The sequence below is a fragment of the Bifidobacterium reuteri DSM 23975 genome (assembly GCF_000741695.1).
Classification (GTDB): domain Bacteria; phylum Actinomycetota; class Actinomycetes; order Actinomycetales; family Bifidobacteriaceae; genus Bifidobacterium; species Bifidobacterium reuteri.
Genome location: NZ_JGZK01000019.1, coordinates 1 through 19,312 on the forward strand (window position 1 = coordinate 1; position 19,312 = coordinate 19,312).

The 19,312-nt window shown below is 63.1% G+C and carries 11 protein-coding genes and 1 other RNA gene; 3 read left to right on the plus strand and 9 right to left on the minus strand.

Annotation, left to right across the window (positions count from 1 at the left end):
* The 3 genes from topA to ffs form a co-directional block, all read right to left on the minus strand.
* Window positions 1-2,844, minus strand: a 2,844-nt coding sequence (topA, locus tag BREU_RS10370) for a type I DNA topoisomerase (RefSeq protein ID WP_044095969.1), incomplete at its 3' end; no start/stop codon positions are given.
* A 123-nt stretch (window positions 2,845-2,967) separates the two neighbouring features.
* The gene (locus tag BREU_RS10375; RefSeq protein WP_044089778.1) at window positions 2,968-4,122 is read right to left on the minus strand and encodes a phosphatase PAP2 family protein; all 1,155 of its coding nucleotides are present in this window, start codon (window positions 4,120-4,122) and stop codon (window positions 2,968-2,970) included.
* Between the two features lie 98 nt (window positions 4,123-4,220).
* An RNA gene (ffs, locus tag BREU_RS11755) (signal recognition particle sRNA small type) lies at window positions 4,221-4,317 on the minus strand.
* Between the two features lie 177 nt (window positions 4,318-4,494).
* Here ffs and BREU_RS10380 point away from each other — a divergent pair.
* Window positions 4,495-7,053 carry a transglycosylase domain-containing protein gene (locus BREU_RS10380; protein WP_052382128.1) on the plus strand — a complete coding sequence of 853 codons (2,559 nt, stop codon included), beginning with the start codon at window positions 4,495-4,497 and terminating at the stop codon, window positions 7,051-7,053.
* A gap of 675 nt (window positions 7,054-7,728) precedes the next feature.
* Here the strand turns inward: BREU_RS10380 and leuA are convergent.
* The 3 genes from leuA to BREU_RS10395 all read right to left on the minus strand — a co-directional run bounded on the left by leuA (window position 7,729) and on the right by BREU_RS10395 (window position 12,391).
* Complete coding sequence (gene leuA / locus BREU_RS10385) at window positions 7,729-9,645, minus strand: 2-isopropylmalate synthase (RefSeq protein ID WP_044089777.1); 1,917 nt, start codon at window positions 9,643-9,645, stop codon at window positions 7,729-7,731.
* Between the two features lie 317 nt (window positions 9,646-9,962).
* Window positions 9,963-11,348: a metallophosphoesterase family protein gene (locus tag BREU_RS10390; RefSeq protein WP_044089776.1), complete on the minus strand. Its 1,386-nt coding sequence runs from the start codon at window positions 11,346-11,348 to the stop codon at window positions 9,963-9,965.
* Between the two features lie 422 nt (window positions 11,349-11,770).
* Window positions 11,771-12,391, minus strand: coding sequence for a DUF5701 family protein (locus BREU_RS10395; protein WP_044089775.1), 621 nt, complete (start codon window positions 12,389-12,391; stop codon window positions 11,771-11,773).
* Window positions 12,392-12,658: 267 nt separating this feature from the next.
* Here BREU_RS10395 and asd point away from each other — a divergent pair, with 267 nt between their 5' ends.
* Complete coding sequence (gene asd / locus BREU_RS10400; protein WP_044089772.1) at window positions 12,659-13,753, plus strand: aspartate-semialdehyde dehydrogenase; 1,095 nt, start codon at window positions 12,659-12,661, stop codon at window positions 13,751-13,753.
* 181 nt (window positions 13,754-13,934) lie between these two features.
* On the opposite strand, the gene BREU_RS10405 is transcribed toward asd, so the two are convergent.
* The 3 genes from BREU_RS10405 to BREU_RS10415 form a co-directional block, all read right to left on the minus strand.
* Complete coding sequence (locus BREU_RS10405; RefSeq protein ID WP_044089771.1) at window positions 13,935-14,441, minus strand: hypothetical protein; 507 nt, start codon at window positions 14,439-14,441, stop codon at window positions 13,935-13,937.
* Window positions 14,442-15,816: 1,375 nt separating this feature from the next.
* Window positions 15,817-16,383, minus strand: coding sequence for an ACT domain-containing protein (locus BREU_RS10410; protein WP_044089770.1), 567 nt, complete (start codon window positions 16,381-16,383; stop codon window positions 15,817-15,819).
* An 83-nt stretch (window positions 16,384-16,466) separates the two neighbouring features.
* Window positions 16,467-17,231 carry an aspartate kinase gene (locus BREU_RS10415; RefSeq protein ID WP_052382129.1) on the minus strand — a complete coding sequence of 255 codons (765 nt, stop codon included), beginning with the start codon at window positions 17,229-17,231 and terminating at the stop codon, window positions 16,467-16,469.
* A 718-nt stretch (window positions 17,232-17,949) separates the two neighbouring features.
* Here BREU_RS10415 and BREU_RS10420 point away from each other — a divergent pair.
* On the plus strand, window positions 17,950-19,008 hold the full coding sequence (locus BREU_RS10420) for a hypothetical protein (RefSeq protein ID WP_152598612.1): 1,059 nt from the start codon (window positions 17,950-17,952) through the stop codon (window positions 19,006-19,008).
* Window positions 19,009-19,312 lie beyond the last annotated feature (304 nt).

Genomic DNA, 19,312 nt, shown 5'->3' on the forward strand with positions numbered 1-19,312 from the left:
ACGGCCGCCGCGTCCGCCACGGCCCCGCGTGGACGGCCCGGCCGCACGCTTCTCAGCGAGCAGACGGAATGCATCATCCGGGGTGATGGTCTCGGGCGTGTATTGGCGCGGCACCGTGCGGTTCGTCTCGCCGTCGGTGATGTAGGCACCGAAACGACCGTCCTTGATGGTCACGTTCTTGCCGGTGGCCGGATCGGTGCCAAGCTCGCGCAGCGGCGGCTTGGCGGCTCCACGGCCACGCCCGCGACCGTACTTCGGCTGGGCGAACAGCTCCTTGGCCTTGTTCAGGTCAACGGTGAAGATCTCGTCTTCGGACCCCAGCGAACGGGTCTCGGACTTGCCGTCCGCGCCGGTCCTGGTCAGATACGGGCCGTAGCGGCCATTGTTGGCGGCCACCGTGTATTCGGAGACTTCGCCGGTTTCGGCGTTGGTCTCCTCATACTTGCCGACTTCGCGCGGCAGGCTCAGCAGGCGCAACGCATCCTCAAGCGAAAGCGATTCAGGGCTCATGGTCTTGAACAGCGACGCCATCTTGGGACGCGGAGCCGCAGCAGCCGCGGCTTTCTTGGAGCCCTTCTTGGCTGATGCTGCAGCACCGGCAGCTTCAGCAGCCGAATCGGCGCTGCCCTCGGCTGCGGCCGGCGGAATCAGCGCCACATACGGCCCGAAGCGACCGTTGCGGACCTCGACCGTGCCGCCGGTCGCCGGGTCGGTGCCCAGCTCGCGCGGACCGCCGGAATGATTGTCGATGAGGTCACGGGCCACGTCCACGGTGAGCTCGTCCGGCGCGATGGTGTCCGGCAGGGATGCGCGCTTGGGATTGCCTTCGGCGTCCAAGTGCTCCATGTCTTCCAAGTACGGGCCGTAGCGTCCGATGCGCACGTGCATGCCATCGCCGATGTCGATGGTGTTGATGGCGCGCGCGTCGATCTCGCCGAGCTGCGCCACCTGCTGCTGCAGTCCCTCATGGGCCTCGTCGGCGTTGCGGGCAGCGCCTTCGCCGGAGCCGAAGTAGAACCGGGTGAGCCAGTCGCGCCCGGTCTCCTCGCCGTGGGCGATGCGGTCCAGTCCGTTTTCCATATCGGCGGTGAACTGGTAGTCCACCAGCTTGGGGAAGTTCTGCTCGAGCAGCTTGACCACGGAGAAGGCCAGCCAGCTGGGAATCAGCGCACGGCCGCGCTCGTAGACGTAGCCGCGATCCATGATGGTGGAGATGATGCTGGCGTAGGTGGACGGACGGCCAATCTCCTTGGCCTCCAGAGTCTTGACCAGCGTGGCCTCGGTGTATCGGGCCGGAGGCTGGGTCTCATGGCCGTCCGGCTGCACGTCGGTGGCGTCCACCCGCTGGCCGACCTCCATCGGCGGCAGCGAGGTATTCGATTCGGAGGCGTCGGACTTGGCCTTGGCTGCTGCCTCTGAAGTCCCCTCAGCGGCGGAAGCACCGCCCCCCGCAACAGCAGTCTTCGGCTTGCGTCCCTCCCCTGTGGCCTTCATGAAGCCGGGGAATTCGATGACTGTGCCGGACGCCTGGAATACCGCCTCGCCTTCGGTCGGACCGGCCGGCGCGGAGAGGCGCACGGTGGCGGTGGAACCGGTGGCGTCGGCCATCTGGCAGGCGAGTGTGCGCTGCCAGATCAGCGTGTACAGGCGCAGCTGGTCGACCGGCAGTTTAGATGCCAGCTCGTCCGGGTCGTGGAAGCGCGAGCCCGCCGGACGGATGCACTCGTGGGCCTCCTGCGCGCCTGCGGTCTTGGTGGCGTACTGCTTGGGCTCGGACGAGAGGAACCGGTCGCCGAAATGATAGCTCACAGCGTTGCGGGCGGCGGCGATGGCCTCCTGCGAAAGCGTCACCGAATCGGTACGCATATACGTGATGTAGCCGTTCTCGTACAGGCTCTGGGCGGCGCGCATCACCGCGCGGGCACCCATGCCGAGGCGATTGCCGGCGGTCTGCTGCAGCGTGGACGTGGTGAACGGCGGCTGCGGGCGACGGCGATACGGCTTGGTCTCCATGGACATCACCGTGAAATCGGCGGTTTTCAGCGTTTCGGCCACAGCGGAGGCCGAAGCCTCGTCCAGCTGGCGCACGTTGGCTGCAAAGCCGTCCGGCGTGAGCTGACCGTCCGCGCCGAAGTCCTTGGAACCGGCGAGACGCTTGCCGCCGAGGGAGATCATGCGGGCGCAGAATTCCGCGGTCTCGCCCTGCGCGTCCGGCGCGGCGAGCGTGGCCACGATATCCCAGTAGGGCGCGCGCTTGAACGCCATGCGCTCACGTTCGCGCTCCACGATAAGGCGGGTCGCCACGGACTGCACGCGGCCCGCGGACAGGCCCGGGCCGACCTTGCGCCACAGTACCGGGGAAAGCTCATAGCCATACAAGCGGTCGAGGATACGGCGGGTCTCCTGCGCGTCCACCATATGCCCGTCCACGTCGCGGGTCTTGGCGAGCGACGCGTTGATGGCGTTCTTGGTGATCTCGTGGAACACCATGCGCTTGACCGGCACCTTGGGTTTGAGCGTCTGCACCAAGTGCCATGCGATGGCCTCGCCCTCGCGATCCTCATCAGTGGCGAGGTAGAGCTCGTCGGCGTTCTTGAGTGCGGATTTGAGTTCGCTGACCGTGCGCTTCTTGTCGCCGTCGACGATGTAGTACGGCTTGAAGCCGTCGTTCACGTCCACGCCGAACTTGCCGAACTTGGCCTTGTCCGCAGCCGGCACCTGGCTGGGCTGGGCAAGATCGCGGATATGGCCCACCGACGCCATGACGGTGTACCCCTTGCCCAGGTAGTCACCGATCTTGTGGGCCTTGGTCGGGGACTCCACAATCACAAGCTTGGTAGCCATTCCTTCTCCTTATTGTTTCCTGAAACGCACGGTGTTTCTTGGCGTCATAATACTCACGAATGGTATCGAACTGCCAAATTGGCGGCCGGGTGGCGTCCTGTTCGCAACTTGTTCGCGCCCCGTTCACTGCCGAGCGGACTGTGCCGGCGGAGCGGGCGGAGCCCCAATCAGCCCCAGTCGACTCAACGGCGCCGCCGTGATATGACGAAGCGCCAGCAGCAGTCCGAACGCGAGCGCGCTCACGCCCACAATGCCGACCACGGCGGAGACGATGGAGCCTCGCACGGCCCACATGGCGCTGACGTTCAGGCCGGGCACCACCTGCCAGACCGCGTATGCGCTGTACAGCATCAGCAGCAGGCCACCGGTAATCAGCACGCTGCCGACGATCTGCACACTCACCGAGGAAACTCGCCGGCCGGGATCATCCATGCCGGATGTGCGCGTGCACGCCAGTATCACCAGCGCGAACCCTGTCACCAGCAGTATCGACATCAACACATCCGACGTGCGGTGCCACTGCCCTACCATCACCGAAACGCCGACCAATACCGACCATGTGCCGCCGACCACTGCGGCGAGCGCGCGCAGCGCACGCGGCACGGCGATGAGCAGCAGCACCGCGCCGGCCACGGCGAGCATCGTGTGGCCGGACGGCGCCGAATTGGCCACCGGCGATGCGGTCTGGATGATGAACGGGCGCGGCAGCAGCGATTTGAGCTGGGTCGCGGCCAGGCAGACGGCGGCGAATACGACCATCTGCCCGACCAGCCACCAGCGCCGGCGGACCAGCGCCGCAACCAGACCAAGCCCGCCCAGCACGCAGCTGACCGTGATCACCAGCCATGACTGCGCCACGAGATTCATCGGCCCCGACGCCCATACCGGCAGGCTGGTCGGCAGATTGACCCATACGATTTCGTCATACGACTGCCCGTTTTCGGTGTGGACGCATACCCACCAGATGCCGAACGCGGCGGCGGCGAGCAGCACGCCGAACACCGCGCACAGCACGCGACTGGATATGCGCGGGCGGACGGTCAGCGGATCGAGCAGTGCGAGACCACTGTCGACGGCATCGGTACCGTCATCGTTGGAGGCATCCAGGCTAGTGCCGGGGAGTGTCGACGAATCAGTGGAACCGGCGTCCGGCGTTACCGGCTGCCATCGAAATTCAGGCTTCAGGCCCCCTGCCCCGCGTGTGCCTTCCGTCGCGGAATCGACCATGTTCGTAGGCGCGTGCGGATCGCGAATCACTGGATGCTGTGCGTCATTCATATCCAAGACTGTACGGCCGCGCCTCGGACACCAGCGCGTCGCGTCAATCCTCAGAGCCAAATCCGCACATAGTAGACAGGGAAAGCACGCAGGGAAATACAAGAAAACCCCCACGCACCCGTCAGAGGCCACTTACCCTTGCTGCATTCCTGCCCTGGGGGAGTTGGGTGACATAGCGCCGCGTGGAGGCTTTGTACAGTGTATGGATACGGGTGGACTACGTCAAGTTCGGTATACATATGGCGTATCGCCAAGGGGCGCCACGGCGAAACCGGCCGGGTTTGTAAGAATTCGGCGCAAATACGATTCCCCCAGAGCCAAAATCGCCCATTCTCAGCGCACTTTTCAGCACCGGCAATTACGGTGGCATGCATGGCTTCTTATCAACGTCGCGCACGTGCCGGCAGCGATGGGCCCGCCCTTCGCCAGCCGCGCACCGCACACAGCAAGTCCGGACAAGCCGCTCAGGAAGGCGCATACCGTACAGGATCAGGCCGCAGCAGCGGCAGTCGCGCCGACGGCACCGGAACCCGCCGCAGCAGCAGCCACCGAGCAAGCCAAGCCAGCCACGCCAGCCGCACAGGCTCAGCGCGTACCGCACGTACCGCGCACGCCACGCATCGCAGCCGCAATCACAAGAACAACAATGGCGGCAAAGGCAAGCATCGCGTACTCAAATGGGTGCTCGGCATCTTCTTCGGCCTTATCGGCGCAGGTCTGCTCGCCGGCATCGGCGTATTCGCATACCTGTACATCACCACCGAAGTACCGCAGCCGGAGAAGTTCGCGCTGGCGGAAAAGACCACCGTGTATTACGCGGACGGCACCACGCCGATCGGCTCGTACGCCGAGCAGAACCGCGAAATCATCTCCTGCACCGACCTGCCGGACTACATCGGCAACGCCATCGTGGCGTCCGAGAACCGCACGTTCTACACCGACAAGGGCATCGACCTCAAAGGCATCGCCCGCGCGTTCCTCAACAACGTGACCACCGGCACACGCCAAGGCGGCTCGACCATCACCCAGCAGTACGCGGAACGCTACTATCTGGGCGAAACCACCACGTATGTCGGCAAGGCGCGCGAGGCTATCCTGGCCCTCAAGATCGCGCAGACCGAGTCGAAGGACGAGGTGCTGTGCAATTACATGAACACGATCTACCTGGGCCGCAACGCCTACGGCATCCAGGCCGCCGCCAAGGCGTACTTCAACAAGGACGCCAAGGATCTGACGCTGCCCGAGGCCGCGATGATCGCCGGCATCATTCCCGCCCCCTCCACCTGGGATCCGGCGGACAGCCCTAAAATCGCCCAGCAGCGCTTCAATCGCGTGCTGAGCATCATGGAGGAAGACGGCTACATCACCGCCAAGCAGCACAAGGAGGCCACATTCCCGCAGACCGCGGAGGTGGCTCAGCAGAACGAATACCAGGGTCCGAACGGCTATCTGCTGGACATGGTGCAGCGCGAACTGGTCGGCTCCAAGGCCTTCACCAAAGAGGATCTGGCCACCGGCGGATACAAGATCGTCACCACCATCGACAAGGCCAAGCAGGATCTCATGCAGTCGGTGGGCGACACGCGTGCGGACGGCATGCCGGAATCCATTCAGGTCGGCGGCATCGCCGTGGAGCAGAAGACCGGCGCGGTGGTTTCCGTGTATGCCGGCTCCGATTACCTCAGCAAGCCGCTGAACAACGCGGATCAGGCCTTGTTCGAGCCGGGCTCCACGATGAAGCCGTTCGCCCTGCTCGGTGCCGCGCAGGAGGGCGTGAGCTTCAACACAATGTTCAACGGCAACTCGCACCAGCATTTCTCCGGCATCACCGCCGAGGTGAACAACGCGCTGAACATAAACTGGGGCAACATCAATCTGTATCAGGCCACGGCCAACTCGGTGAACACGGTGTTCATGAACGTCAACGAGCATCTGACGCCGCAGCGCACGGCCAAAATCGCGCATGAGGCCGGCATCACCGGCGACATCGACGAGACATCGCCGTACAACGTGCTGGGCATCAATGCGCTGACGGTGTGGGATCTGGCGCAGGGGCATTCGACCATCGCCAACAACGGCGTGAAGAACACGCTGCACATGGTGGCCAAGGTGCAGGATTCCAAGGGCAAGGACCTCTATAACGCGCCGAACGAGAACAAGAAGGTGTTCGACGCGAACGACTGCGCCCTGGTGCAGAAGGCCATGCAGGGCACGACCACGTCCGGTACTGCAGCGGGTGTGTCCTCGGCGCTCGGTGGACGGCAGGTAGCCGGCAAGTCCGGTACCGCCAACGACGAGCTGGCAGCCTCGTTCGTGGGGTATACGCCAAGCCTGATGAACGTGTGGGCTATCTGGAACCCGGATGCCGACGGCAACCCGCAGGTGGTGCCCGCGTTCGGCGGCTATGGCGTGACGTCCACCGGCTATCCGGCGCACCTGTTCACCGAGTACATGTCGCAGGCGTTGGCCGGCACCGCCGTGGAGCAGTTCACCACCGCCAAGGATTCCGGCAAGGTCGGCGGCCCGGACGGCACATGGGGCCTCGGCGGCTCGAAGTCCTCGTCCACGAACGGCCAGTCCGGCACGCAGAACGGCAGATCTAACTCCGATTCCTCCTCCGGCTCCACTTCCGGTCAGTCCTCCACACAGGAGTTCGCGCAGCAGTGCCTCAACAACGCGAGCTACTCCACTGAATGCCCGAACTATCCGGGCCCGCCCAGCGGCGGTAACGGCGGTAACGGGGACAACGGTTCCGGAAACGGTGACGGAGGCGATGGCGGTAACGGCGGTAACGGGGACAGTGGCGGCAACAGTGGCAATAGCAACGGAAACGGAAACAGCGGTTCCAGCGACTCCGGTGGCAATACCGGAAGCAATAGCGGCAATGGAAACGGCACGCCGTCCGGAGAAACCACCGGAGGGAACTCGTAATACCGCCTGCCTGTCTGCTTCACGGCAACGGTCCTGCAATCACGGACGCGCTGCGCGCGGCATCCTGCTGGCTCGCATGTCGGCTCGCACGTTGCCTACAAACAGCTTCGCTGTTTGCTTCACGGTGCTGTCCCGTCAAGGGGGCCAATGACCGGTCGGCTCCCCTTGTCAGGGGAGCTGTCGGCGCAGCCGACTGAGGGGTAGTCGACAGGAAGCTAGCCGACCTGATTTGGTCTCTCCCCCAGTCAGCTACGCTGACAGCCCCCTCATCAGAGGGGGCCATAGCCGTACGGACGCGCTGCGCGCGCAGTCTTCTGGCTCGCCTGTCGGCTCGCACGCTGCCTACAAGCAGCTTCGCTGTCCGCTTCACGGTACTGTCCCGTCAAGGGGGCCAATGACCGGTCGGCTCCCCTTGTCAGGGGAGCTGTCGGCGCAGCCGACTGAGGGGTAGTCGACAGGAAGCTAGCCGACCTGATTTGGTCTCTCCCCCAGTCAGCTACGCTGACAGCCCCCTCATCAGAGGGGGCCATAGCCGTACGGACGCGCTGCACGCTCAGTCTTCTGGCTCGCCTGTCGGCTCGCACAGCACCTACAAACAGCTCCGCTGTTTGCTTTACGGTGCTGTCCTGACAAGGGGAGCCAGAACGCACGCAACAGCCGGAGGGCTTTGCAGCCTCAGCGGGCGCGGTTGGAGCGGTTGACGGCGGAGATGATGGCCTTCAACGCGCTGGTGGTGATGGAGGAGTCGATGCCCACACCCCAGACGATCTGCGCATCATCGGCCTCGCCGACCTGGCATTCCACGTAGGACGCGGCCATGGCGTTGGTGCCCACGGACATCGTGTGCTCCACATAGTCCATGATGGAGGCGTCCACGCCGAAGTTGGAGATGGCGTTGAGGAAGGCGGCGATCGGACCGTTGCCGATGCCGGAGACCTCGCGCTCCACCGGCTCGTCGACGCCCACGTTCACGCCACGGTCGAGCAGGCGAGCCTTGAGCACGGTGTCCGAACCGTCCTCGCCGGAGCTGATGGCCACCTTCAGCAGCTTCAGACGGCCCCACGGCTCGAGAGATGTGTCATGCGTGTCGCCGACGACCACGCCGGCGGCGGTCATGCCGGACTGCTCGACCGGCAGGTACTCGTCCTTGAACAGACGCCAGATGTCCTCGTCCTTGACTTCCTTCTTGGTGTCGTCCGCGTACTTCTGCACGACCTTGTCGAACTCCACCTGCAGACGCTTGGGCAGGTCGAGGTTGTGGTTGGTCTTGAGCAGGTAGGCCATGCCGCCCTTGCCGGACTGGGAGTTGACGCGGATGATGGCCTCATAGGAGCGGCCGATGTCCTTCGGGTCGATCGGCAGGTACGGTACCAGCCAGACGAAGCTGCTGAGGTCGGCGCCGGCGCGGTCGGCGGCCACCTGACGGGCTTCGAGGCCCTTCTTGATGGCGTCCTGATGGGAGCCGGAGAAGGCAGTGAACACGAAGTTGCCGGCGTACGGGTGACGTTCAGAGATCTTGATCTGGTTGCAGTACTCGACGGTCTTGCGAATTTCGGGCACATTGGACAGGTCGAGCTGCGGGTCGATGCCCTGGGTCAGCCAGTTGAGGCCCAGCGTGACCAGGTCCACGTTGCCGGTACGCTCGCCGTTGCCCAGCAGGCAGCCTTCCACACGGTCGGCGCCGGCGAGCACGGCCAGCTCGGTGGCGGCCACGCCCATGCCCTCGTCGTTGTGCGGGTGGAGGGACAGCACCACGGCGTCACGGTCGTCGAGATGGGTGGAGACGTACTCAACTTCGTCGGCGAACACGTTCGGCGTGGTCATTTCCACGGTGGCCGGCAGGTTGATGATCATCGGGTGCTCGGGCGTCGGCTTGATCACGCCGATCACCGCGTTGCACACCTCGACCGCGTACTCCGGCTCGGTGCCGGTGAAGGATTCGGGGCTGTACTCGTAGTACAGGTCGATGCCCTTGGCCCCGGATTCGAGGTCTTTGCACAGTTCGGCGGCGTCGGTGGCGAGCTTCTTGATCTCTTCCCTGTTCTTGCGGAAGACGACCTCGCGCTGCAGCACGGACACGGAGTTGTAGAAGTGCACGATAGCGCGCTTGGCGCCCTTGAGCGCCTCATAGGTGCGACGGATCAGGTGCTCGCGGCACTGCGTGAGCACGACGATGGTCACGTCGTCCGGAATCAGCTCACGCTCGATGAGCATGCGGATGAAGTCGAAATCGGTCTCGGAAGCGGACGGGAAGCCCACCTCGATCTCCTTGAATCCCATGGAGACCAGCAGGTTCCAGAAGCGCAGCTTGCGTTCGGAATCCATCGGGTTGACGAGGGCCTGATTGCCATCGCGAAGGTCGACGGAGCACCAGCGCGGCGCGCGCTGCAGTCGCTTGCCCGGCCACGTGCGCTCCGGGTAATCAAACGGAATCTGCTTGTCATAGGCCACGTACTTGTTGTACGGCATGCGGCTGGGCTTCTGCGGATCGCCGATGAATCGTGCCGGAGGCAGCAGCGGGTCGTTGTTCCCCCCATTGGATGCCGCAGCGACGGCTGCGAGATCAAAGACAGATGATTGATCCTGACCCATTGTTCCTCCTTTTCTTGGGTTGTGCGCACGCTCGGGCATAGCACTGGCACTGCTGACGCCAACAGTGTTGACACCGGCATTACACTGTGCCACCTGTGCGGTCCGCTATGGGATTCACTCCACCCATATGGCCCGTACGGCCAGTGCCGGCTGATGTCAGCTGATGTCAGCCCGCGACCGGAGTCGAAACCGGGTTTGCACCGCTTGTCTAGAGCCATGCGCATCTGTTAATACGCATGTAACATCCTACAGGCCAGCTCGGGCAACGGCTGCGGAAATGCCGTATTGTGGCGGGCCGCGCGGACCGGGCCAATGAATTACCGGCGGCCGCCTCTGAGCAGCGAGCGTACGATGGCGGCGAATCCGAGGCTCATCGCGCCGGCGAGCACGGCGAACACCTCCGGACGGCGCAGCTCGTTGCGCATGCTGACCGCATCGGTCACGCAATGATCCTCGAACCAAACGCGCACCTCGTTGCTGGAATAGCGTCCAACCAGGTCGCCCCAAGTGAGCATGCGCGTCACATAGCCGGCCGGGTTGTTCTCATGGAACTCGAACAGGCGGATGCCGCGATAGCGCGACTTGGGACCATAGCATTCAAAGCCGCACGTGGGCGCATAGCCCAAGTCGAGGCCGTGCACGTGGCCGACGAACGCGTTCTTGTGATCGTGCCCACAGAACAGCGCGAAATAGCCGCCCGCCTCGCGCATGGCGTCCACCTCGCCCACGTTCTCGTCCGCGCAGCCGATGGCCTCGCCCAGCCGGGAGCCCGGGCGGCAGACCTCATGATTGAGCACATAGCAGTGGCCGGCGTGGGTGCGCGCGCCTTCCACGGCGTTCGGCGTCCAGGCAGGCACCTCCTTGAGGCAGTCGTAGAACTCCTGCGGCGGGATGTGCTGGAAGGCGATGGCCGGCACCGGCTTGCCGTCGCCGTTGCGGCGGCCGAGCTCGACCTGCACGGACTTGAGCCAGTCAATGGCCTCGGGCGTGGGGGTGCCGTAGCCGTCGGAATCCGCCAAATCAAGGCCGCGGGAGTTGACCACATATGCGGGGTATTGGGCGTCGCGCTCCTTGGGCGCACCGGGCTTGCCCGACTCGGTGGCGTAGTCGCCGGAGTTGACCATCATGACGCTCATGGCCACGCGACCGGAGCCGTCCGAGGACTCGATGGGCAGGGCGAACGTGCCCGGTTCGAGGCTGTCGGCCGGGTTGAGGCATCCGGGGAACTCGCGGTAGATGTCATCCTGTTCGTCGGCCAGGATGCCGCACTGGAAGTCGTGATTGCCATAGGTGGCGGCGAACGGGACTTTCGCTTCGACCACCGGGCCGAGGAAGCCGTCGAATGTGCGGCGGACCTTGGCGCGCGTCTCGTCCATGAGCTCGTCGATACCGGGCGCATCAGGATGCTCGGCGTCCTTAGTGGAATGCTGTCTGATGCCGCAAATCCTTGCCTCCACCTTGGTCACCGCGCGCACGCGGGCACCTGGCTGCTCGCCGCGACGGCGCAGGAAGGTGTCGATATAGGCGGGGTCGTAGCCACGGATCTGATCGCCGGTGAACACCACGAGATCGGGGTCGGCTTTGCGGATGGCCTCGCGGATGAGGCGGATGGTGTCGGGAAGCACGTCGGGGCCGTCCTGGACGTCGGCCATCTGCAGCACGCGGAAGCTGCCGTCTTCGCGGAATCGCAAGCTGTTCGTCATGATTCTTCAGTGTAGGCGGGCGGATGCGGCCACCGCTGCCTCGTTCACAGGAATGGCACAGGCTTTTCCGACGCCGTTCAATTCCGCAGGCGGCCGGGCTCGACGTGCCTGCTGCGCCTGCTGCGCGCAATCCCTTCCCGCATGCCCACTTGATCCTCCCGCCGGTCGGCCAGGTGTCGCAACGATCACTAGAACCCGTCTGGGGAGGCAGCCCACGGTGGGAAGGAGGCCCCACCGTGTAGGGAATCCCCCCATCGTGTAGGGAATCCCCCACCGTGTAGGGACACAAAACCTACACATCGGCGGAATAAAGCCATTTTTGCTCCCTACATGGTGGGCAAGTCCCTACATGGTGGGGAGGAAGGCCCAGAGGAAGACCCGAAGGAGGGCCCAGACGGGTGCGGGACAATCACACCGGAAAATCAGCGGAACAGGCTGATGCCGCGTCGGGCGGCGCAGTAGGCGTTGCCGAGCCACGTATGGCGCGAGTTCGGCCAAACGGCACCGAGGCGTGGCGCGTTCTGGCTCATCCAGATGCTCGGCACGCGGCCGTCCGCCGAGCGCGAGCCCAGCAGATTGAAGCCGTTCTTGACCATCAGCCATTCCGGATGCTGGGTGGCGATGGCGAGCCCCTCCTCGAGTGTGAGCGGCAGGCGGTCGTCGGAATCCAGCAGTTTGCGGGCCACATCCGGCTCGCGGTTGATGTAGCACGTGCCGGTATGCGGGTCGACTACCAGATAGAACGGGCCTTCGGGCGGGGTGAAGCCACTGACGGGCAGGAAGCTGGCGATGTCGCGCGGGGGCATCGTGGTGAAGCCGGCCATGCGGTTGATGGAGGTTCGGGCAATCAGGGATTCGGGCGAAACCAGCTCGCGCGTAGGCACCAGGAGAATGTTCGAGCCCAAGTCGGAATGCTCAAGCGCGCCGATCAGCGGACGGGCCAGCGCGCGGAATGCGGCGGCGGACATGTCCGCCACATCCGGGTAGCCAAGGGCCACGATGCGGTCAAGCTGTTTCTGCGCTTCTACTGATGCGATAGACATGCCTCCAGCCTAGCAACGTGGCGTAACAGTTTCGGGACCGTCACTTGTATCTGATTATCGTGAGGCACAAGTGCGGCAGCGCCATGGCATGCCGCCATTGCCCACCGCAGCCCCTCATCGCCCGTCATCATATGGGAAACGCAGCGCCTTGGGCAGCCGGTCTCCGTACAATTATCTCCATCTGCGCGCGGCCGTCGTGCATGACCAAGCACAGAGGTAATAGCACACGTTTCCTTAATCGAACTCAAGCGAGAAGCAGAAGGTATCATGTCCGAGAAATTGAAGGTCGGCATTCTTGGCGCCACCGGTATGGTGGGCCAGCGATTCGTCACGTTGCTGGAAAACCACCCGTGGTTCGAGGTGGTCACCCTCGCCGCTTCCGCGCATAGCGCCGGCAAGACGTACGAGGAGGCCGTGGGCGACCGGTGGAAGATGGAAACGCCGATGCCCGAATACGCCAAGCACATGGTGGTCGTGGACGGCGACGACGCCGAGAAGGTGGCCGCCGACGTGGACTTCATGTTCTCCGCCGTAAACATGCCGAAGGAGCAGATCCGCGCCATCGAGGAGCGGTACGCGAAGACCGAGACGCCGGTGGTGTCGAACAACAGCGCGCACCGCTGGACGCCGGACGTGCCGATGGTGGTGCCGGAGATCAACCCGGAGCACTTCGCGGTGATCGAGCATCAGCGTCGTCGCCTGGGCACCACGCGCGGATTCATCGCCGTCAAGCCGAACTGCTCGATCCAAGCGTACACGCCGGCGCTGGCCGCGTGGAAGGAATTCGAGCCGCACGAGGTGGTGGTGAGCACGTACCAGGCCATCTCCGGCGCGGGCAAGACGTTCAAGGACTGGCCCGAGATGGTGGGCAACATCATCCCGTTCATCTCCGGCGAGGAGGCCAAGAGCGAGAAGGAGCCGCTCAAGGTGTTCGGCCATGTGGACGCCGAGCGCGGCGAAATCGTGCCGTTCGACGGCCCGCTGAAGATCACCTCGCAGTGCATCCGCGTGCCCGTGCTCAACGGCCATACCGCCACCGTGTTCTTGAACTTCGGCAAGAAAGCCACCAAGGAAGAGCTCATCGACCGACTGGTGAACTACACGTCCGAGGCCGCTCGTCTCGGTCTGCCGCACGCTCCGAAGCACTTCATCCAGTACCTGACCGAAGACGACCGCCCGCAGGTCAAGCTGGACGTGGACTACGAGGGCGGCATGGGCGTCTCAATCGGCCGCCTGCGCGAGGACTCCATCTTCGACTGGAAGTTCGTGGGGCTGGCCCACAACACTCTGCGCGGTGCCGCGGGCGGTGCGCTCGAATGCGCCGAAATGCTCAAGGCCCTGGGCTACATCACCAAGAAGTAGCCAAGCGGCGGCCCGAGCAGCCGTCACCTCACCATTACCCCGGTAAACGTACGCTAAGCAGAAGTCAGCGTACGTTTACCGAGACGCATCCGCACCCCGCCTCTGCAAAGGTGTTGCGACTCCTGATTGTCTCGGACGGAAAGCATCATTATTGCTCAGGCCGGAAATCATCAACGCCTAATCACCATGCGAAGTCATGTAGTGACGCCCCTGCACTGACTAATGTGAATACGACTGTCTTGTTGCTCCATATGTCAACGTCGCATGCAGACGCGACGCCATTGACGGTACAAGTGGAACAATCGAGGGGCGAATCCTCGCACTCGTCATAATGAATCTGTTTGCCAACAACTTCTTCTGCAGCCTGCGAGCGCCTCTTGTTCTTCACAACTCCGGATCTTGGGTTAGCCACATATGTTCCGCGAGCAGCAAGCTCTTCCATGCTTTCTATTACTCCAACCGCAGCTTCCTGAGACGGATATTTGGTCACAGTCAAGCTCGCCACCGCACCATCCTTGCACGTAATCATGGTGCGAGACGACCAATCATATGGGGCACCTCTGGCTGCAAGGTCCTCCCACTTCGTCTGCGATTCGATTTGCCCCTTTTCTTGGCGCAGCACCGTCTGCAGAATAAGCGCCTTGCTTTCTGTACCATCAAGCGCAGTCGGCAGTTCGGCTACATCCATCGGGGCGACGCCTTCGGCCGGCCCACACCCCCAACAAAAACTCATAACGACAAGCATCAACGTACAACAGCTCACAATACGGCGTCGCGTAAACTTGTGATTAACCAGCATATACATACAACCTCGTATTAGTGTCAATCATGTACCTTGTAGCATAATGCTGACGCAGCAAAGCATATGTATCCTGAATTAAGGAATGCTTGACGATGAATATCAATGCAATAGAAGCGCCAATCCCCGATATCTATGGTTAAGGGACTCTGAAGATTTAGAGAACTTGTTCCGTGGGGCTGGCCCACAACACGCTGCGTGGCACCGCGGGCGATGCACTCGAATGCGCCGAAATGCTCAAGGCCCTGGGCTACATCACGAAGAAGTAGCCAAAAAGGGGACCAGAGGAGGCCACAGCAGCCGTCATCTCACCATTATCTCGGTAAACGTATGCTGGGCAGACAGCAGCGTACGGTCACCGAGACGCATCCGCGCCGTACCCCTACAAATGTGTTGCGGGGACTCTCACGGCGCATAAGGCTGTAGAACGGTCGGCGCCAGTCAGGCAACACGCAAGTCTGCCCGACTACTGAGTCCTTTCGTGGAAGAGTGGCGGGCTATCTGCGTTCAATGAGGTAGATTCGCTGCATTCCGGACAGCTATCTACGTTCAGTGAGGTACCAAATACGTGAAACCCCGAGTACAAACGTTGCGATATCGGCGTTCATACTCGGGGTTTCGTGGTTGGGATACCTCACTCAAGGCAGATAGCTTTCCGCAAAGAGTCAAATGTACCTCATTGAACGCAGATACCTCTCTGAGAAGCCGCCGCAAAAGCCGAAATCAACTACATTGAACGCGGAAAGCCCTCTAATGGAGGGCTTTCTCGCTTAGCAGGGGCTGATTTCCACTTTCCGGAAGATCTATCTGCGTTACGAGGGGCTGCGTTCGGAAGATACAACCTGTTTTTCGGCTCATTCCGACCGTCATTCCGCCATTATGAATGGCCTCTACTCTCGGGGCCAGCCCCTCGTAACGCAGATAGGTGTTCCGAGCCGCTGAAATCAGCCCCTCGTAACGCAGAATGCCCTCCACAGGGAGGGCATTCTCGTCTTTTTCTCAAATATCGATGGAGACCGGCATCGATTGAGACATCAATTCAGACCGGCACCCGACTTAGGCGCTCATGAGCTGAATCCGGCTGGGCTCAGAGCCGCTTCCGACCGTTGGACCGCTGCGAAGCAGACAAACAGGTGGACACAGCACGGCCCAGCGTCTGAGGCTCAGCACCCTGTGACGCTTGGCCCGCTGGACTCGGCCGCCACCGCAACAGTCGCCCCCGCAACAGCAGCCACAGCCGCTGCAGCCGTGTTACCGGCCGCACTCAGCGACCCGTACCGCCGTAGACCACGGCTTCGATCTGCTTGGCGTCCAGACCGTAGGCGGTGTGCAGTGCCTTGACGGCTTCGTTGAGCTGGTCGAGCGGCACCAGAGCGGCAATACGGATCTCTGAGGTGGAGATCATCAGCACGTTGATGCCCTTGTCGCTCAGCGCGCGGAAGAACTTGGCGGCCAGACCGGAGTGGGTCTTCATGCCGACGCCCACCACGGCCACCTTGCCGACGTTGGTGTTGATGTCGAAGGAGTGATAGCCGAGGTCGTCCTGCTTGTCGATCAGCGTGTTCTCCACCTGCTTGACCGACGCCTCGGGAACGGTGAAGGAGATGTCGGCGGTGCCCACGGACGCGCCGGCCTGCACGATCATGTCCACGTTCACGCCCGCGGTGGCGAGCTCGGTGAACACCTTGGCGGCCATGCCCGGTTCGTTCGGCACGCCGCGCACGGTGGCCAGCGCTTCGGAACGGTCGTGGGCGATGCCGGAGATCACCGGGGCCTCAGGACCGAGATCGGGGAACAGGTCGCCCATGGATTTTGCTTCTTCTTCAGTCATGTCTATTGCCTTGTCTTGGTTGAGTTTACGTGTGTTGCGATGAATGTGTGCCGGCGCGCGACCGGCCGACGGTCAGTCGACGGTCAGTCGAGGTTGGGCAGCGTGCGCGGGTCCACTCCCTCGGGCACCACCAGCGTGCCCGGACGATGCGAGAAGGAGGAGCGCACATGCAACGGCATCTTGAAACGCTGGGCGTATTCCACGCAGCGCAGCGCCAGCACCTTGGAGCCACAGGAGGCCATCTCGAGGATGGATTCGTAGTCGATCGCCGGAATGCGACGGGCGGCGGGCACGATGCGCGGGTCTGCGGTGAAGATGCCGTCCACGTCGGTGTAGATCTCGCAGATGTCCGCGCCGAGGGCCACAGCGAGCGCCACGGCGGAGGTGTCGGAGCCGCCGCGGCCGAGCGTGGTGGCGTCGCCCTTGGCGTTGATGCCCTGGAAGCCGGCCACAATCGCGATATCGCCAAGCGCGAGCGCGTTCTTCACGCGATCCGGCTTGACGGACTTGATGTGGGCCGCGCCATAGCGGGCGTCGGTGAAGAAGCCTGCCTGCTGTCCTGTGAACGAGTGGGCGCGGCTGCCTTCGGCGTGGATGGCCATGGCGAGCAGGCTCATGGAGATGCGTTCGCCGGCGGTCATGAGCATGTCCATCTCGCGCTCGGGCGGGTTGGAGTCGATGCTCAGGGCCTGGTCGATGAGGTCGTCGGTGGTGTCGCCCATGGCGGAGACCACCACGGCCACCCTGTTGCCCTTCTTTTCCGTTTCAACAACGCGCTTGGCCACGCGCTTGATTGAATCGGTATCGGCGACCGACGAGCCGCCGTACTTCTGCACGATGAGAGCCACTGCTGTCCTTCGTTCTTCTCTTGGGTTTGGGTCGAGCGGTCAGGCGTCCGATGCAAGGCGTCCGCCCCGGGCCGGTACGGTACTCGCGGCACGCGCTGTGTGTGCTGCCACATGTGCCCGATGCGCTGCGCGCGCTGGCTGCGCACGTTCGAACAGCAACACGCGCTGCGGTCGACGTGGACGTGCCGGCGTCGCCATCCTTCACCCTGTTGTTTTGCGCTTCATTCTACGTAAGCGGCACGATTATAAGGATTATGCACTGCGCAATATGGTCATCCACCCATCATGCGGACGTCTGTCAGAACCGGCACCAGACCGGATATTGAAGCAGTGTATTGAAGCAGTCCGCAGACAATGGCTTCCGACAATGGCTTCATTGACTGGCGGAAGCCAACGTTGACTGTAGGAAATCCAACGGATTTCGCCGGAAAACCAAGCCAACGCACACCGCAACTTATACGTCGATGCGTCGTCCACAGACAACACCCAACAAGCGCCCGACAAGCGCCCGCCGCCCCGAATGAAGCCGCTACGCAGGCCAGTCGCGCAAACTGCATGAATACTCTGTGAACATACAAAGCACCCCGCGGGTCCTCCTTCATTCTCACGTTCGCTCGTTCTACAGTGGAATTGCGTTGTGGTGGTGGCAATCGACGCAGCACAGAACTTAGCGACCGGTTACGCACCGAAGCAGCTAAGCGTCAATGACAGGGAGGTCATGATGGCCGGAAAGAAAAACAATTCGTGGAACTACTGGCAGATGAACTACCGGGGCAGGTTCCGCCGCACGAAGAAAATGATCCCCTTCATCATCGTGCTCTGCGTACTGCTGCTCATCCTTGGTGTGCTTGCGGATGATCTCGGACAGGCTCTGGTCTGGATCGTCCTCCTCGCTGTCGTCGGCGTGGCGCAGTACTTCTACACCAAGAAGAAGGCCGACGAAGAAGAGGCGCAGGAGCAGGCCGCGCAGAACGCAACAACTCAGGCGGCACCGGGTGCGCCCGGCTACGCTCCGCAAGGCGCCCCGGCACCGCAGGGCTACGCCCCTGCAGGTTATCCGGCGGCGACCGCAGCGCCCAACGCCGCACCAGCCACCCCGGGCTACGCGTCAGCACCAAACTATAGCGCGCCAGCTTCCGCCGCACCTCAGGCTCCGTTTGCACCGGGCGCAGCCCCGCAGGCTCCCATTCCCTCACCTGAGGCCCAGAACGCACAACCCTCTGCCCCGACACCCCTGAATGCACAGGCCGGCCCCACGGTTCCGCCAACGACTGCGGCGCCGGCTCCGTCGCCGGCATCGAACGCTGCCGCCGCTCCGCAACAAGGCGGCACCAACCCTTTTGAGCAGGAGACCGGCTCGCTGCAGATGCAGATGGCGTACCTTGCCGCGTCTCTTCCCAACCAGGACGCCATCAGCAACGGCACCATCCAGACCGTATACGTGCATGCCGCCGTGCAGAACGGCGCCCCCACGTGGGACTGCTTCTTCCGCTCCGGCAATGCACTGGTGGCGTCCGGCGACCTGCTGAAGAACACGCCCGCCGAGGCACGCAGCCGGTTCTTCGACTCGGGTCGCGCGTTGGTGAGCCAGTATCTTCAGGCATGCGCCAAGTACGGCGTGGATGCACCGACCGAGCTGCGCATCACCTACGACCCGCGCACCCACAGCCTGCACACCGACGTGAACTATCAGCCGCTGACCGGCACGGGCGATCAGGATCCGTTCATGGTCTGGGCGTCTAGCGTGTACGCCTCGTTCTCCGGGGCCAACAGCTGATCTGCGTCCGCTTATTGTTGCGTAAAGCCCTCACAAAGCCCTCGCTGCGCCGCCCGCCAGCGGGGGCTTTTCGCAATGAAGAGCAGTAAGGTACGGCTGGGGCACCGCGCCCGCGACGCATCTCCATTCGGACTGGATATGGTCGCAATCATGGTCATCGCGCTCTCCGATTATGCGCCACGCTGGTACAGTATGGGCGATTATGCGCTGACGTGGCACGAGGGATTGTCCCGCAAGCGCAGAATCGTCTCTTTTGCACTTGCGTGGCGCGCGAACGCGCCGACAGCGGCAGGGCAGAGACACG

Bases quoted from the DNA above. Each gene is read 5' to 3' on its own strand.
- BREU_RS10375 (WP_044089778.1), bottom strand. From the start codon at position 4,122: ATGAATGACGCACAGCATCCAGTGATTCGCGATCCGCACGCGCCTACG.
- BREU_RS10380 (WP_052382128.1), top strand. From the start codon at position 4,495: ATGGCTTCTTATCAACGTCGCGCACGTGCCGGCAGCGATGGGCCCGCC.
- leuA (WP_044089777.1), bottom strand. From the start codon at position 9,645: ATGGGTCAGGATCAATCATCTGTCTTTGATCTCGCAGCCGTCGCTGCG.
- BREU_RS10390 (WP_044089776.1), bottom strand. From the start codon at position 11,348: ATGACGAACAGCTTGCGATTCCGCGAAGACGGCAGCTTCCGCGTGCTG.
- BREU_RS10395 (WP_044089775.1), bottom strand. From the start codon at position 12,391: ATGTCTATCGCATCAGTAGAAGCGCAGAAACAGCTTGACCGCATCGTG.
- asd (WP_044089772.1), top strand. From the start codon at position 12,659: ATGTCCGAGAAATTGAAGGTCGGCATTCTTGGCGCCACCGGTATGGTG.
- BREU_RS10405 (WP_044089771.1), bottom strand. From the start codon at position 14,441: ATGGATGTAGCCGAACTGCCGACTGCGCTTGATGGTACAGAAAGCAAG.
- BREU_RS10410 (WP_044089770.1), bottom strand. From the start codon at position 16,383: ATGACTGAAGAAGAAGCAAAATCCATGGGCGACCTGTTCCCCGATCTC.
- BREU_RS10420 (WP_152598612.1), top strand. From the start codon at position 17,950: ATGATGGCCGGAAAGAAAAACAATTCGTGGAACTACTGGCAGATGAAC.